The sequence below is a fragment of the Leifsonia sp. Ger2509 genome, from assembly GCF_055231915.1.
In genome coordinates, this window is sequence record NZ_JBUYVB010000003.1 from 1,740,806 (window position 1) to 1,754,840 (window position 14,035).

Consider the following 14,035-nt stretch of genomic DNA (forward strand, 5'->3'; position numbering starts at 1 on the left):
TCGCGGACGCGGCGGAGGGCCGGCCAGACGAACCGGAAGGGGACCCGCTAGCACGCTAGACGATCGAGTCGCGAAAGGGGCGCCCGATGCAGACCCGCTTCGCGGTGGGCAGTCGAAACGGTGCAGCAACGCTCGCTACGGCGCTGCGGGAGGAACAAAACCTGCAGGGTCACTCGCGCATCGAGGCAGTTCTGCGCCGATGGCCTGCGCGAGCGGTATCCGAGCGCCGTCGGCCTATGACCAATGCCGATATTCTGGCTCGAAGAGATAACGAATGTGGGGAGTGGCCACGAAAAAGCGTCAGCGTGCGGGCTTGGCTGGGCTCGGAGTAGCGGTGCTTCTGTCGGCCGGTTGCACTGGGATGCAGCCGCCTGTCCGACACTCCTCGCCGACGACGGCCTCCAGCGCGCTCGTCGCCGAGGCGTGTCCGGTCACCCCGTCCGCCCGTGATGACGTTCCCGCCTCGATCGGGGTGCAGTGGGCGTCTCCGGTCTTCAGCCATGGGAACTTGTGGGTCGGGGCGTGGTGGGTCATTCCCCAGTCCATCAAACAAGTCCGCTCGAAGGGCCTCGGAGATTCTACGTACCCATATCGGGAGAAGTATCCGACGTGGACGCTCAAGGACGGCAAGGTGACCTCCACATCGGGACCGCCGCGAGTGAGCGTGAAGGCCCTCAACGGGCAGGGACGCGGCTCTGGTACTGTCGGTGGTTATGCGACCGCGACCCTTCCTGACGGCACTGCGGTGAACTGGTGGCCGACGGTAGTGAGTTTCTCTGCCACCGGCTGCTGGCAGGTCAGCGAAACTGTCGGCAGCGACACCGTCACCTACGTCGTCCGGATCTGACCGAACCAACCTGATCCAGGGCGCTCCGGCGCGCTCGAGACCATCCAGAGGCTCGCACGGTTCGATGACTTCGTGCGTTTCATCGTTCACTCGCTGAGTTTCGCCGAAGGCTATCACCCTGCTCAAGGACGGCCAGACGCAGCCCTTCCGTAAATGCCCGCACTTGCGATCGGGCTTACGCCTGTAACGACGCCCGCAAGCGGATCCAGTAACGTGCGATCGCAGACGTGGCGCTCTCGTTAGGCGTTGCTCACAACTCTGACGCTATCGTCGTCGACGAGCGCGCGTAGTTCGCTGGTGATGCCGAACCGGAGCGCAGCATGTTGCTCGCTGAGCTGTGTCGACGGATTGCTCCAGTTCCCGAGGTCATACAGCCACACGGGCCGCCAGACCAGTTCCTCGGGCTCCCACTCATACCGGGGCCAGATGTGCGCGTGCACAAATTCGTCGGCATTGCCGAGGATGTCGATGTTGACACGACGAAGAGCTGAGTCCGATTGTCGGCACGCTCTCTCCACGGCGGTGGCGAGTAGGTCGACATCGGCTAGGAATTGGACACGCTCGGCCCGCGGCATCTCCGCGAGCGATTTTGCATTCGGATCCTTGCCGAGTAGCACGCAGTATCCGGGCAGGAACTGGACGTCTCCGATCACGGCGTAGCCGCCCTGCAATTCCGCGAGCACGGTGGGATTCTCCCCACGTGCGGCCGAACCAATCCGATCTTCACGCCAGTCCATGAGATCAACGATATCTGCGGTCCGCGTCGAGTCCTGCTTGACGTCCATAAGCCGATCGGCTATCGGACGACGCTGAGCTTCGAGGACACAGCAAGCTTGGCCTTCATTGCGGTGGCCGGCTCGGACCACAGGTGTGCGTCTGGTCTGAATTACGGCGAGGACGTCCCCTACCATTCCCGTGCGAATTGCGATGCGCCGCTCCCTCGCGAGTCGACGGACTTCTGCTCGGATGGCCTCAGTCGAAGTGGTGGGATCGCAGCGCATAACCGCTTGCTCGTTCGTAACGGCACCATCCAAAAACTTGGCGGCCATCGAATGAGCGTCCATAGGACAAGTGTCCCCCTCCGGCTCACCCGGGCCAATGAGGTTGCGCCGCATGAGTCCGGTTCGGGATCCGTGCCGGCGGCAGGCGCTCCGAGGGCAAGGAAGAGAACGGCGAAACGGACGCCCACCGCGACGTTCGGGGTTATGCTCAGCCTCATGGTCGCTGTCGGCGATGAGATGACGAACGTGCAATCGGGTGAACGGTTTGTGTAGCGGGCCACTCGTGCGTCTACCGGTGGCGCCTATTGCGAGTTTGATCTGTTCCTGGCGCCCGGCGCCAAGGTTGCTGCAGCCCACCGCCATCCCCATCAGGAAGAGCGCTTCACCACTGTGCGCGGCGGTCTCAGGGTCACTGTCGCGGGCGAGACCACGCTCCGCGAACCCGGTGCTGAGACGGTGGTCCCGGCGGGTACGCCCCATAAGTGGGGCAACGCGGCTGGGACGGAATCGCATGCGATCGTGCGGTTGACACCGGCGCTCCACATCGAAGACTTCTTCGCCGTGTTCTGCCGGCTAGCAGCCGAAGGCAAGGCATCATCGTCCGGACTGCCGCGTAATCCTTTGCAGATGGCCGTCGTGCTCGACGCCTTCCGTGACGAATTGGACTTTGCGACACCGGCGCAGCACGCCGTACTCAGTCCGCTCCTGACAGCGGCCGCCTTCATCGGTCGTCGCTTCAGAATGAAAAGCGGTCACCCGACGATTGCATCCGCCGCGCCCTTTGCCTGATGGGCGGCCCACATCGGATCGCCAGCCGCGACGAGTTGAAGGCGCGCATCGCACAGAGCCTGTCCGGTGGGCATTTGTGCTCCGGACCGTGACACCAGAGCTGGGGCTCACCTCGATTCGGCGTTCCAGATAGATTCCGATCCCATGGGGACCGACAAGATAACCTTGACTCTTCCAACGACGGACTGGGTGGTGATCGACGGGACGATGGACAACGCCTCCTCGAACGCGATCGATTCGTACGACAAGAAGGTCCACTGGCGGGCCACTCGAATCCGTGAGGAAGGCTGGCGTCAGATCCCCGACTGGCCGAAACACGGCGAGGATCTGACGAACTGGCCGGCACCCGGCCAGACCTCGTCCGTCACCCTGACGCAGAAGCAGTGGGAGTTCATCGCGGCTGCCCTCGACGAGGGTGCTGTCACCTCCGACTACCTTGCGGTGCTTCCCCAATTCGCGGAGTCGCGCGACGAATGGCTGGAGGATGCCGCGGACACTCGGCGGCTCGCTGCGGAGATCCGCGAGAAGTTGGCATCTTGATCTGACCCACGTCTCAGACGACGTCACGGAGCTTCGTTCAGCTCTTTGCTCCCCACACGAAGCTCCGCTCGAGGAAGCAACGAGTCGCCGATCTGGCCACGGAGAGATCCAGCCACCAACTCGCGCTGCGGCTCGGCGGTTCCCTCAGCTCGCTGTCTGATTCCCACGAACCTCGTCGATCGGCCTCCCAGCGCACGCAGCTAGCGGCGGCGATCTAGGAGGCGCTTCCTGACCCTGGCGGCCCATCAAGCAAAGTGGGCACGTATTCAAGGAGCTGCAGCCGCCCGTCGAAAAGACGGCTCTCGACTAGCTCTAGCCGTACGTCCGGGTAACCGTCAAAGATGCGGTCGCTTCCGGTCGCCCCGGTGATCACGGGGAAGATGACCACGCGATAGCGGTCAACTAGTCCAGCTTCCAGCAGGTCGCGACTCAATGACAGGCTGCCCAGCGTCCGCATCGGCCGGTCGGCGGAATTCTTCATCTCCCGCACAGCCTCGACGGCGTCTCCCGAAACGAGCCGGGTGTTCTCCCACGACAGCGGCGTCTGCAGGGTGGAGGAGAACACGATCTTCGGCGCCTCGGCGAGTGCAGAGGTTCCCTCTTCACCGGAGGCCGCGAATTGGGACATCAGGCGATACGTGTTCGCGCCCATCAGCAGGATGTCGTTCTTGTCCGGTGACTCATCGAGCCATGCAAGATATTCGGGGCCCTCCATTCCCCAGAAACCGGGCCAGCCCTCGGCGGCGCCGTACCCGTCGAGGGAAATGATGAAATCCACTGTGACCGTCTGCATGACACTCCGATGTGATGTAATCCAGCTTCGCTGCGGCGAACGTGAGCTTCACGTTACGCCCGTCACACCCAACTCAGTTGGCCCTGTCCTGACACACTCACCGTTTCCGAGGTCGCCACGATCAGGTTCGCTCCTGCCAGCGGGATGTCTTCGCGACGCCTGATTCACAGAGCGGTGCCGGAGCCGGTGACGTCCGACCACCGGAGAAGCGTTCGAGCGCCGCGCAGCGTTCCAGCCGCGCCTTCTTCCGTTCGGCCCATGGGGGATCGTGGAACGGTCGATGTCAGCCGATAACCGACAAAATTGAATCGGGCAAAAGAGATGGAGCGTCGTCATGGGTGACAACATCGTGGTCGGTCTGACGGTCACCGTGATGGCGATCGCCGCGTTGGCCATCTTGGACACGTGGGTCTACCTCGATGCGCGATCCCGAGATGAGGAGAACCGTCCGGTTTCTGTCCAGATGGGCGGCTTGCTGATTGAGGGGCCCGAGCGTGGCTGATGTTCTGCGCGGTGCTGTTCGTATTCTTCTTCCCGCTCTACCTGGTAGCGCGTCGCACTGCGGCCTAACGCACCCGTATGGCGCGCTGATCTCGGACTCGCGATCCACCCAGCGAGGGCGGGGACTGGAGGCTGGCAGAGAGCCCCGCCCGCAAGTCGATCGGTATCCGTTGCACGGTGATCGATCGTTCAGCGGGATAGGCCCCCGACCGAATAGTGGCGTTGGATATGCGCGGTCATTCGTCCCCACTCGCTGTTTGCGACGCGTTCTTGGTGCATCCTGAAGACGTGCTCGTTCTCAAAACGCTCCGCGACTGTCCAGACCAGTGGGTCTGTGGTTGGAGTGACGTCGAAAGATAGGCAGCCGGCCTCGGCGCGGGTGAGGCGGACGTGCTCCGGCAGGTGAATGATTACGACGCGCGCCTCGTCCTGGTTCGCGCAGACCAGCTCGCCCGTGAGGTAAACGCCGCCCATGCTCACAGCCTAGGTTGGAACTTGTTACTGTGACCGCCCGGTAGCCGATCCCTGAATAGCTCGATCATCGCCTCGCGATTCCTGGCCTCCGACGCTCGAAGGGCGAGTCGCTCACTCCGCGACCAGTGACCCGTCGCAGAAAGCGCGGATCGGCTGTGGTCTAGCAATGCGACGAACAGAGGGCGAGTTTTCTCCATCCGGATCGTGTGGCGTTCGGTTGTGCGACAAGCGTGCCCGCCGCAGGAATCCCACGCGCAGCGACCCAAGGGCGGGCGCTCTATCCTGCGGCGGCATGCTAATCGCTTTGCGGAGCAAGCCGATGGTCAACTGATGCCTCGCGCTTTCGTGTCGGTGGTGCGGCATACGGTCAAACCGTGGCAACTCTCGACGACCTGCGCCGGACCGCCGCTGGGTTGCCCGGTAGCGGGGAGCGAGCGACGACGGGCGGCGCTGCTTGGTTCGTTCGCGGCAAGCTGTATGCGTGGGAGTGCCATCCCTGGCCAAGCGTTCCCGCTGATATGCGCGAGATAGTCGCGGCCGAGCTCGTCGTCGGGGTGAAGGTCGCCGACCGCATGGACGCACTCGCCCTTATCGAAATGGCGCCCGACGTGTTCCTGCGCACCACGACCCCCTGGGGTCAGCCGAAGGTCGCATTCCGCATGGCCGGCATGGACGAAGACCATCTTGCCGAACTCGTGACGGAGGCGTGGCGTGTGCAGGCTCCGAAGTATCTGCGGCGTGAGTTCGACGACATCGGCCGTTAGACGATCGGTCAGACAAGGATCCTTCAGCGGTCCCCCCGACGTCGGGCAATAATCGCAGCCTGAGACCGCTGACCAGCAGTGTTCCTGACGTGTGATTCGATCACGTCGAAGCCAGTCGCTGTCAGCTCTTCGCTGAGGGCCTCCACGGACCACCGGTATGCCGGCGTGACCGCGTGAGCGAACTCCTCAACCACAGGGCCCTCGAAGAACCCGATCAACAGCGCGCCTCCAGGCTTGAGTACTCGGCTGAACTCCTGAAGCGGCACCCGCATCGTGCCGGGCTCGTGGTGGATCAGGGAATACCAGGAGAGAATCCCGCCGACGGAACCGTCTCTGACGTCGAGGGCGTTGAGGCTGCTGGTCGTGAAAGGTACGTCGGGGTAGGTGCTTCGCGCACGCTCGATGAACTCGGGCACCAAATCGATGCCCTGGGCAGAAAGGCCTCGTTCGGTGAGGAAGTTCGTCCACTGACCGGGCCCGCAACCTGCATCGATGACGCTGCCCTCAACCTCATTGGCCCATGTTGATACAAGCTGACGATCTGAAGGGTGCACGGCGCTCATCGATCCGAAGAGCTCAATGTATTCAGCTGCACGGCGTGAGTATGCGGCGCTGGCCCCGTGGTCAATCACGCGATCGAGTTTACGCACGGCGGATCCACGTGCCCGTAAGCCGGTCCGTGATCGGGCGACCCATGTGGCAGTTCAGAAGCACAACCGCCACAGGACTCCGCGCCGCGCCTCGATGCGAGTCGACGGCTAGCGCGGCACCCGATTCGGGTCCAGTCGTCACCACGCGCGGCTGCGTCAAGAACAGGGTAGACACCGTAGTCGCTCGCCGACGTCGGTGCGCAAATGCCGTCGGGAGAGGAGAATGCGTTCATGTCGGCGTGGCTCCGAGCCACTGCCATCGCGGTGGCCGTGATGATGCTTCTCGTCGGGTGCTCCCAAGGGGCGCCCGCGCACCAAAGTCCGCCACCGCGGATCATCGACAGGATCGCCTATGCGCCCGCACAGCCTCCCGGGACGGCGGGCCACCTGCTGGACATCTACCTGCCCAAGGACACCTCAAGGCCGGTGCCATTGATTATCTGGTCGGGCGGCAATGCGTGGGTGGACGATACCGGCGCGAACACGGCAGGACAACTCGCACAGATCTTCACGCCGCACGGATACGCTGTCGCCGGCATAGACATCCGCTCCAGCAGCGAGACCACTTTTCCGGGGCAGGTTTCCGACGTCAAGGCGGCGATCCGGTTCCTGCGTGCCAACGCCGAGCGCTACCACCTCGACCCCGGACGATTCGGCGTCGCCGGCGACTCCTCCGGCGCCTGGGCGGCCGTGATGGCAGCCCTCACCGGGGATGTCCCGTCGCTGGAAGGAGATGTCGGAGTCACGGGCACCTCCAGCCGAGTTCAGGCCGCGGCCGCCTTCTACCCGCCGACGAACTTTTTGAGCGCGGACAAGTACCTGCCTGTCGCGTGCTCGCCGCCCAGTGCCGGGCAATGTGCCGCCGCGGACCAGTACTTCTCCGCAATGCTCGGGTGCCCGATCCATTCGTGTCCGGACCGGGTCGCCGCCGCGAACCCGATCAGCTATGCCTCCGCGAACGACCCGCCGCTGCTGCTCTTGCACGGCCAGCAGGACACGCTTGTACCGTGGCAGGATAGCCTCCTGCTCTTCCAAGCGATCCAGCGCGCAGGAGGGCGAGCACAGCTTGTCTTGCTGCCGCGAGGTCAGCACGGTCAAGCGATGGAATTCCTGAGCGACGCCAGCGTGAAGTTCGGCGCACAGGCGCAGTCCACCGACCGAGGACACGAGACCACGACACACCCGATCGTCCTCACATCGCAGTACCTGGTTGGCTTCTTCGACCGATACCTCCACTAGAGAAGCACTTCGTCGAGTCCGCAGACCCCACCGAATGCCGGTCGTCTACCGCGCCGGCCTCAGCGACGAGCGCAACAGTTGCATTGGGGTGTTCTCGCGCCACACCTATCGCGTGCCTGAGGGGAGCTCCGACCTGCTCAGGGGAGCGTGATTCCGCCCGGGCCCTCCCAGGCAGGCGAGTACAGCGGCTGGTACATCAGCATGGGCTCCAAGCCGGGCACTTCGAGGAACACGCATCGGCCGTAGGGGCGCTCATCGACCTCGCCGGCGAAGGTTGCTCCCCGCGTGCGCAGCTCCTCCATCGTCGCGTCGAGGTCGTCGCACAGCAACGACAACTCGTGCCGCTGGGCGTATTGCTGATCGCTCCCCTCCCAGGTGCGCGGGTGCGCAGCGGTCTCGCTCGCACCGGTATCGAAGATCGGCCACCCCGGCCTGGCCTCGATGAAAGGCAAGACGAGCACCTCCCGGAAGAACGCCCGCGTCGCCTCCGGGTCGTCGCTGTACACGATCGCGTGAAGACCGGTGATCATGTCGCCACGCTAGTCGCAGGTATACACCCTGTCGAGGGTCGGCGACAGCATGCGCTATGCGGTCGATCGTCGGGACACCCGTCGAGGCCCGGTCCCAATTCGGTGGATCGCCTAATTCGCGGGAGGGCGATTCCCGTAAGACCCGCCCGCAAATATGCCCGGTGAAGAAAAACCCTGATCAAATGCGGTATTTGTGAAGTGCGCCCGGAGGGATTCGAACCCCCAACCTTCTGATCCGAAGTCCGATGTCCACGGGATAGTCAGCCTCGACGACTACCGAGTTCTGCGTGGTGAGCGCACGGATCAGCCCTTAGATCTGGTTCCGTCGACCGCGTCCGACTTCTAATTCGAAGTCTGATGCGCCTAATGAGTTGCCACCGCCGCCTAATTGCGACCTCGGCTAAATAGCGTGGACCGGTGAGTTCACCCCAGGCGATGCAATCTCTTGCTGCGGACGATCAACTCATCGCCCGCTGGCAGGACACGATGCGGGCACGCAACCTCTCCCCCCGAACCTGGCATGACCAGCCGGCTATCGTCCGTCGTATCGCCGAAGACACGGGCACTCACCCAAGCGAACTCTCAAGTGAACAGCTGATCGGATGGCTAGCCGTCGCGCCCGTCACCGCAGGATCCAAGGCAACCTATTTCACCGCGGTGAGGGCGTGGAGCAAATGGCTCGTTCGCACCGGATACCGCGATGACGACCCAACGCTACGAATCGATCCGATTCGAGTCCCTCGCTCATACCCGAACCCGATCTCAACCGATCAATTGCACCGCATCCTCGCAAGCGATCTTGCGCCCCAGACCCGCGACAAGTTCATCCTGGCCGCTTACGCCGGCCTCCGAGTCAGCGAAATCGCCGACCTCCGCGGCGCCGACCTCGACATCGGCGCTGGGAAGCTCCATGTTCGCGGCAAGGGCGGCCTGGTCGCACCCGTCCCACTCCATCCGATGGTCCTCGAAATCACCGAGCGGTATACGACCCGTGGCTGGTGGTTTCCGTCGCCGTTCCGCCGCGGTCCGGTCCGGGGCGATTCGGTCAGCACCGTCCTCGGCAACGCCATGAAGCGCGTCGGCATCCCCAATGGACACCCCCACCAGCTCCGTCACTGGTTGGCCACTGAGCTGACCAATAGGGGCGTTCCGACGCGGACGATTCAGGTGATCATGCGGCACGCGAATATTGCGACCACGGCACGATATGCCGGAGTCCAAGACCAGACTCGGCAGGCGGCGATCGACCTCCTCCCGCCACCCAAGTGACGATAGAGCGGGCGCGCTGGCAGCCCACATTCTTTGCGGGGGCTCATGTCCATGGAGCCTCAACACCAGGTTCTGCCTCGTTACCAGTCTTGCCGGTCTAGATCAATCGTGCTTGTCCCTCGAGAGCGCCCAGTACGTTGGCCATATCTTGAGCTGCGTAACCTTCCATGTCGATCGCAAGAAGGCTTGGCGATGACCACTCGACTTGAGCTCCCAGCGACAAAACACTTTCGAGTGCTGAGCCCCGATGACGATATTGCGCCCGTGCGAAGAACGCACGAAAAACGTACCGCCCTCACGAACTCAAATCACGACTGAAGACAAACTGGCGCTCACCTTCTGTCACGGTCTCTGTGGTGTGGCCAAGTGCTACGTCGTGGACGAAGAAGCAGGAATTCGCAAGGCGTCTAGAAGTGCAATTGGTGGGTGTTCAGACGCGGCGCCCAGTTTCGTAAATCAGCTTTCCCTCTGTCTCACAAGTGGACAGGTAACCGGCGATCGCTTGCGCAGATCCAGCGTCAGGAGTGTCGACAGCTAGAAGGTTCGTTGATGACCATTCGAGCAACGCTCCCATGTCAGCGAGAGATTGCGCGATCTTGTCCCGCGGCTGGAACGACTCGCCGAACCAAACTCGAAACACGAACCGTCCGAAAGGCTCTACCACCTGCCGAATCGTATATTTGCGTGCGCTGTCCGTGTACGTTTCCACAATGTCACCTAACGCAATGTCATAGAGAAAGAACGGGATACAGCACAGCTCGAATTGATTCTCTGAGACCTGTCGTGCCCACAGCTGTTCGCGTAGGGCTGTGGAATGTTCGGCGGAAATGTCAGCCGCGATGATGAAATTGCTTCGACCCTTCCACACCGGCTCGAGATGTTGAACCTCGCTCCTAGCCATCACGGCCACCAGCCCGGACTCCACGGACCCGGATATCCCTCAGGCGGGGTGATTGGATAAGGTCCGTTACTGCGGGAAAGATTGCAGTGAGGGCAAGCCACTTGAGCATTCTCAGTGTCGCATTTCCACCGAGCGATTTCGGCCAGGCGTGGTCGATGTGCGGAGTTTGCGTTTCCATGTGGCACCACACGCACACCGGCTTGTCACCGCCAGTCGCCGTGAGGTTTTCCTGAATCGCCCCCTGCTTGATCGACTGCGGGAACGCGTTCCCCGCAGACACCTCGCGCTCCCAAGGGGTCACCGTTTCGTGAGGTTCAGCCATTTCTCACCGCTACCCATGAGCCGGTCGATCAGGTGGTTTTTGTCCCATACCGCAACGGTTTCCAGGCCGACCCATTCGTCACCGACCGCCGGCCGAATTGTGCCATGTTCGTAAATCCGCTTTGCACCTGTGATGGGGTCAGTAATGCACCCGGGCGGCGGCCATCCGTCTTCGTCGGCACTGAGTGGGTCTTCTCCAACGATTGGAACGTCCAAGGACCGTACGACGTCAAGGTATACGCCGACAACAAATTGAAAGTCACGACTGCCGATGGGCGGTCTGCCCGGCTGCGATGAAACTTCACGATAAAACGCAACAGCGCTGTCCCGAAGCTGACGTCCGTAGGCGTAGTTCCCGTCTGGGAGGGAGAACTGAATCACTTCTCCGACGCGAGGCGTTCGGTGCTTCATCTCTACTCCCCGAGGTTTCCGAACAACTCGAAAGCATGTCTCATGTAATTGACATAGTTCGGGTTCTTTAGGCTAACCCCATTGATCTTGTTCGCAGCGACACCAAGGCTTCGATTGTAGTCAATGAGGTCTTGTTCCCGTCCACGAATAGCCCAAGCGTCCTCGGAAGACTGGTCCAAGGTCGCAGGACCGAACCCTTGTTGGTTATAGGCGTGAGACGAATCGCGTCTCGCAACGTTCTCTCTGGGGGTTCCGTATCCGCTGGTTCGTCCCGAGTAGACCTCGCCGGTTTCTTGGTTGACTTTGGTATAGGTCTGGAAGGTGCGAGACGCCGCAACCTCGCCGTCGGTCTCGGCGGCCGAGGCCCCCAAGGTGGAAGCGGCGCCAACGGCGCAAACGCCGTCGGAGGCCACCGTGCAAGCAAGAAGCGGCAGAGATAGTACGGTGCTAAGCACGATCGGCCCAACGTAGCCAGGAGCGTCACGCGCGAACTCCGAACCCCACGTCGGTGTGTATGAGGGGCTGCCCCCACTGTTGTAGAAGTTCGACTTGCCAGAACTAGTGAGCTTGTCGACCCAGCCACTTGGACTGGAGCCGCTCCCTCCAGCGTGGGACGTCGTAAACGCGTGGTAAATTCCGTAGTCAGCACTTGAATTTCCGGCTGCCAATGGAACCCCATGGGCGACGTATTCGGCTCCGTTTCCTGCCGCGCTTCCCGACGAACCTATGCAGTTTGTGCTGTGGTTCAATGAGTCCGAGTTTGTCTGATAGCAGTAGCCGGAGGGGTCGCTTCCGGTGATTGGACTGTTTCCTGCGTATGTGTATCCGTTGTTCTGGACCGGATCGAACGGCGCTAGGACCGCATCCACGGAGAGGAATTTGCCAAGTGATGGGTCGTAGGCGCGTGCTCCGAGCTGGGTGAGTCCGCTGAGGGTTGATACCGGTGCGTTGAGGTAGCCGTGATCACTGGTCCAGGTGGCTGGGGTGCCGCGGGTGTTGCCGTAGGGGTCGGCGTATCGGCGGGTGATGGTGCCGGTGGTGGCGTCGATTTGGAGGTCGGCGGTGTGGTTGGCGTCGGCACCTAACCAGGTGAGGGTGGATCGGACCTGTCCCGACTTTCCCGGACACCCGAGTTGGGGCGATGATCGTCCCGGGAGGAGTCCGGATAATGCCTGCTGCAAAGCCAGAGGAGTTCCGTCGCAGGGCGGTGGAGCTTGCTCGTTTGGGTGAGAAGCCGATCGCTCAGATCGCTAAGGATCTCGGGATCAGCGAAACCGGTTTGCGACGTTGGATGGCGATCGCTGACGTCGACGAGGGCCGGAAGGAGGGTTTGACTTCTGACGAGCGTGCCGAGCTGGTCCGGTTGCGTCGCGAGAACCGGGTCCAGGCGATGGAGATCGAAATCCTGAAACGGGCGAGCGCCTATTTCGCGAAGGAGAACGTTCTCCCAAAATAGTGTTCCGGCTGGTCCACGAGTTGAGCCGCGACTTCCCGGTCGCGGTGATCTGCCGGGTGCTGAGGGTGTCGACGTCTGGCTATTACGAGTGGCGTTCCCGTCGCCCCTCGGATCGTGACCTCGCCGATGCGCACCTGATTGACCAGATCCGCGCCCTTCATGCTGCTGCCCGCGGCACCTATGGTGTCCGGCGTGTGCATGCGGAGCTGGTCCTCGGCCGGCGCCTGAACATCGGTCACGGGCGGGTGGAACGGCTGATGCGGTTGGCGGGACTCCAGGGTGTCCACCACCGTCGTTGGCGGCGCGGCGGGCCCGGCCGGCTGCCGGCGGTGTTCGAGGACCGGGTGAAACGGGTCTTCGCTGCGGACGCGCCAGACAAGCTCTGGGTGACCGACATCACCCAGCACCGAACCAGCGAAGGCTGGGTCTACTGCGCCTGCATGGTCGACGTGTTCTCCCGCCGATGCGTCGGCTGGTCGATCGCCGATCACCTCCGCACCGAACTCGTCGTCGACGCGATCGACATGGCTCGCTGGCGACGCAAACCCGTCGGCACCATTATCCATTCCGATCGCGGAACCCAATTCACGTCCTGGCTGTTCGGCGCCCGGCTTCGTGAGGCCGGGCTGATGGGCTCGATGGGGAAAGTCGCCTCCGCCTACGACAACGCGCTCATGGAATCGTTCTTCGGCTCGATGCAGATCGAGCTCCTCGACCGCCGCGCCTGGGCCACCCGGGCCGAGCTCGGGGCTGCGATCTTCGAATGGATCGAAGCGTTCTACAACCCGACCCGACGCCACTCCGGCATCGGCTATCACAGCCCCAACCAGTTCGAAGCCCTTCACACCGACGCCGCGACCGCGGCATGATCAACACAAAGAAACCGTCCGGAAAACCCGGGACAGGTCAGTTGATGTCGCCGGTGTGGTTCGCGTCGACACCCAACCACGTGAGAGTTGTGCCGTTGCGTTCGGCGGCGGGGATGCCGTTGACGCTGTAAGTGCGGGTTCCGGTGACGGTGCTGCTCCCTGCGGCGACGGGGAGTTCGGTGTCGCCCAGGTACAGGGTGGATCCGTTGGTGGGATCCGACTGGAGGAGCAGGTTGCCGGAGGCGTCGTAGATGTTGGTTTGGGTGACCCCGCCGGCGGTGACGGTGGAGAGTTTCCCGTTGGGGTCGTAGGTGAGGGTTTGCCCGGGACGGGTGGTTGTGTTCCCGGCGGCGTCGTACCCGTAACTGTCAGTGGATCCGCTGCCGGCGGTGTGGGTGACGGTTTGGACGGCGTGCGGGTTCGCAGCCCCGGCGGCCGGGTAGGCGTACGTGTCCGTGGTGGTGGTGCCGGTGGCGGGGTCGATGGTGTACCCGGTTCCGGTACGGGGCTGCTCCCCCGATGGCGCCGCGGACGGTGTGGTCTGGCAGTGGTTGGCGGTGGGGGTCCAGGCGCACTGGGTCGACAATCACCAGTTCTCCCTATTGATGGGAGCTATCGGTGTGCCCGCCGCCCTCGCCTCGGCCGTCGTCGGCTTCTACAACGGCCGCAGCCAAGACTGA

The 14,035-nt window shown here is 62.8% G+C and carries 17 protein-coding genes and 1 pseudogene; 10 read left to right on the forward strand and 8 right to left on the reverse strand.

Features of this window, described 5'->3' with window-relative positions; genetic code table 11:
* The first annotated feature begins 313 nt into the window (after positions 1 to 313).
* Positions 314 to 847, forward strand: a complete 534-nt coding sequence (locus ACV7NN_RS08580; protein ID WP_463349151.1) for a hypothetical protein — start codon at positions 314 to 316, stop codon at positions 845 to 847.
* Positions 848 to 1,086: 239 nt separating this feature from the next.
* Here ACV7NN_RS08580 and ACV7NN_RS08585 read toward each other — a convergent pair whose 3' ends face one another.
* A complete protein-coding gene (locus tag ACV7NN_RS08585; protein ID WP_463349152.1) occupies positions 1,087 to 1,632 on the reverse strand; it encodes an HIT family protein in 546 nt (181 codons plus the stop codon).
* Positions 1,633 to 2,172: 540 nt separating this feature from the next.
* Here ACV7NN_RS08585 and ACV7NN_RS08590 point away from each other — a divergent pair.
* From ACV7NN_RS08590 to ACV7NN_RS08600, 3 genes and pseudogenes are all read left to right on the forward strand, one after another.
* Positions 2,173 to 2,340 (forward strand): annotated as a pseudogene (locus tag ACV7NN_RS08590) (cupin domain-containing protein); the annotation flags it as partial.
* A 27-nt stretch (positions 2,341 to 2,367) separates the two neighbouring features.
* Positions 2,368 to 2,637, forward strand: coding sequence for a hypothetical protein (locus tag ACV7NN_RS08595; RefSeq protein ID WP_463349153.1), 270 nt, complete (start codon positions 2,368 to 2,370; stop codon positions 2,635 to 2,637).
* Between the two features lie 165 nt (positions 2,638 to 2,802).
* Positions 2,803 to 3,177, forward strand: a complete 375-nt coding sequence (locus ACV7NN_RS08600; protein ID WP_463349154.1) for a hypothetical protein — start codon at positions 2,803 to 2,805, stop codon at positions 3,175 to 3,177.
* A 214-nt stretch (positions 3,178 to 3,391) separates the two neighbouring features.
* Here ACV7NN_RS08600 and ACV7NN_RS08605 read toward each other — a convergent pair whose 3' ends face one another.
* Positions 3,392 to 3,970: a dihydrofolate reductase family protein gene (locus ACV7NN_RS08605; RefSeq protein WP_463349155.1), complete on the reverse strand. Its 579-nt coding sequence runs from the start codon at positions 3,968 to 3,970 to the stop codon at positions 3,392 to 3,394.
* A 334-nt stretch (positions 3,971 to 4,304) separates the two neighbouring features.
* Between ACV7NN_RS08605 and ACV7NN_RS08610 the strand changes: the two genes are divergently transcribed.
* Positions 4,305 to 4,472, forward strand: a complete 168-nt coding sequence (locus ACV7NN_RS08610) for a hypothetical protein (RefSeq protein ID WP_463349156.1) — start codon at positions 4,305 to 4,307, stop codon at positions 4,470 to 4,472.
* Between the two features lie 188 nt (positions 4,473 to 4,660).
* Here ACV7NN_RS08610 and ACV7NN_RS08615 read toward each other — a convergent pair whose 3' ends face one another.
* A complete protein-coding gene (locus ACV7NN_RS08615; protein WP_463349157.1) occupies positions 4,661 to 4,945 on the reverse strand; it encodes a putative quinol monooxygenase in 285 nt (94 codons plus the stop codon).
* A gap of 374 nt (positions 4,946 to 5,319) precedes the next feature.
* Between ACV7NN_RS08615 and ACV7NN_RS08620 the strand changes: the two genes are divergently transcribed.
* Positions 5,320 to 5,709 (forward strand): MmcQ/YjbR family DNA-binding protein, encoded by a 390-nt coding sequence (locus ACV7NN_RS08620; protein ID WP_463349158.1) that lies wholly within the window; start codon positions 5,320 to 5,322, stop codon positions 5,707 to 5,709.
* Positions 5,710 to 5,732: 23 nt separating this feature from the next.
* Here ACV7NN_RS08620 and ACV7NN_RS08625 read toward each other — a convergent pair whose 3' ends face one another.
* The gene (locus ACV7NN_RS08625) at positions 5,733 to 6,359 is read right to left on the reverse strand and encodes a class I SAM-dependent methyltransferase (RefSeq protein ID WP_463349159.1); all 627 of its coding nucleotides are present in this window, start codon (positions 6,357 to 6,359) and stop codon (positions 5,733 to 5,735) included.
* A 231-nt stretch (positions 6,360 to 6,590) separates the two neighbouring features.
* Here ACV7NN_RS08625 and ACV7NN_RS08630 point away from each other — a divergent pair, with 231 nt between their 5' ends.
* The gene (locus ACV7NN_RS08630; RefSeq protein WP_463349160.1) at positions 6,591 to 7,598 is read left to right on the forward strand and encodes an alpha/beta hydrolase fold domain-containing protein; all 1,008 of its coding nucleotides are present in this window, start codon (positions 6,591 to 6,593) and stop codon (positions 7,596 to 7,598) included.
* Between the two features lie 137 nt (positions 7,599 to 7,735).
* Here ACV7NN_RS08630 and ACV7NN_RS08635 read toward each other — a convergent pair whose 3' ends face one another.
* Complete coding sequence (locus ACV7NN_RS08635; RefSeq protein WP_463349161.1) at positions 7,736 to 8,128, reverse strand: VOC family protein; 393 nt, start codon at positions 8,126 to 8,128, stop codon at positions 7,736 to 7,738.
* A gap of 417 nt (positions 8,129 to 8,545) precedes the next feature.
* Here ACV7NN_RS08635 and ACV7NN_RS08640 point away from each other — a divergent pair, with 417 nt between their 5' ends.
* Positions 8,546 to 9,397, forward strand: coding sequence for a tyrosine-type recombinase/integrase (locus ACV7NN_RS08640; RefSeq protein ID WP_463349162.1), 852 nt, complete (start codon positions 8,546 to 8,548; stop codon positions 9,395 to 9,397).
* A 430-nt stretch (positions 9,398 to 9,827) separates the two neighbouring features.
* Here the strand turns inward: ACV7NN_RS08640 and ACV7NN_RS08645 are convergent, their stop codons facing one another.
* Both ACV7NN_RS08645 and ACV7NN_RS08650 read right to left on the reverse strand, forming a co-directional pair.
* Positions 9,828 to 10,322 (reverse strand): DUF4265 domain-containing protein, encoded by a 495-nt coding sequence (locus ACV7NN_RS08645; protein ID WP_463349163.1) that lies wholly within the window; start codon positions 10,320 to 10,322, stop codon positions 9,828 to 9,830.
* Positions 10,323 to 11,032: 710 nt separating this feature from the next.
* Positions 11,033 to 12,211, reverse strand: a complete 1,179-nt coding sequence (locus ACV7NN_RS08650; protein WP_463349164.1) for an RHS repeat-associated core domain-containing protein — start codon at positions 12,209 to 12,211, stop codon at positions 11,033 to 11,035.
* On the opposite strand from ACV7NN_RS08650, the gene ACV7NN_RS08655 reads away from it, so the two are divergent.
* Together ACV7NN_RS08655 and ACV7NN_RS08660 are read left to right on the forward strand one after the other, a co-directional pair.
* Entirely contained in the window at positions 12,199 to 12,486 is a 288-nt protein-coding gene (locus ACV7NN_RS08655; RefSeq protein WP_463349165.1) for a transposase, read from the forward strand. The two genes, ACV7NN_RS08650 and ACV7NN_RS08655, sit on opposite strands and share 13 nt — an antisense overlap.
* Positions 12,486 to 13,355, forward strand: a complete 870-nt coding sequence (locus ACV7NN_RS08660) for an IS3 family transposase (RefSeq protein WP_463349166.1) — start codon at positions 12,486 to 12,488, stop codon at positions 13,353 to 13,355. Before ACV7NN_RS08655 ends, ACV7NN_RS08660 begins: the two co-directional genes overlap by 1 nt.
* A gap of 37 nt (positions 13,356 to 13,392) precedes the next feature.
* Here the strand turns inward: ACV7NN_RS08660 and ACV7NN_RS08665 are convergent, their stop codons facing one another.
* Positions 13,393 to 13,941 (reverse strand): hypothetical protein, encoded by a 549-nt coding sequence (locus tag ACV7NN_RS08665; protein WP_463349167.1) that lies wholly within the window; start codon positions 13,939 to 13,941, stop codon positions 13,393 to 13,395.
* Between the last annotated feature and the right edge of the window lie 94 nt (positions 13,942 to 14,035).

Excerpts from the sequence above, each read along its gene's own strand:
- ACV7NN_RS08605 (WP_463349155.1), bottom strand. The coding sequence starts at position 3,970 with ATGCAGACGGTCACAGTGGATTTCATCATTTCCCTCGACGGGTACGGC.
- ACV7NN_RS08635 (WP_463349161.1), bottom strand. The coding sequence starts at position 8,128 with ATGATCACCGGTCTTCACGCGATCGTGTACAGCGACGACCCGGAGGCG.
- ACV7NN_RS08585 (WP_463349152.1), bottom strand. The coding sequence starts at position 1,632 with ATGGACGTCAAGCAGGACTCGACGCGGACCGCAGATATCGTTGATCTC.
- ACV7NN_RS08630 (WP_463349160.1), top strand. The coding sequence starts at position 6,591 with ATGTCGGCGTGGCTCCGAGCCACTGCCATCGCGGTGGCCGTGATGATG.
- ACV7NN_RS08655 (WP_463349165.1), top strand. The coding sequence starts at position 12,199 with ATGCCTGCTGCAAAGCCAGAGGAGTTCCGTCGCAGGGCGGTGGAGCTT.
- ACV7NN_RS08610 (WP_463349156.1), top strand. The coding sequence starts at position 4,305 with ATGGGTGACAACATCGTGGTCGGTCTGACGGTCACCGTGATGGCGATC.
- ACV7NN_RS08615 (WP_463349157.1), bottom strand. The coding sequence starts at position 4,945 with ATGGGCGGCGTTTACCTCACGGGCGAGCTGGTCTGCGCGAACCAGGAC.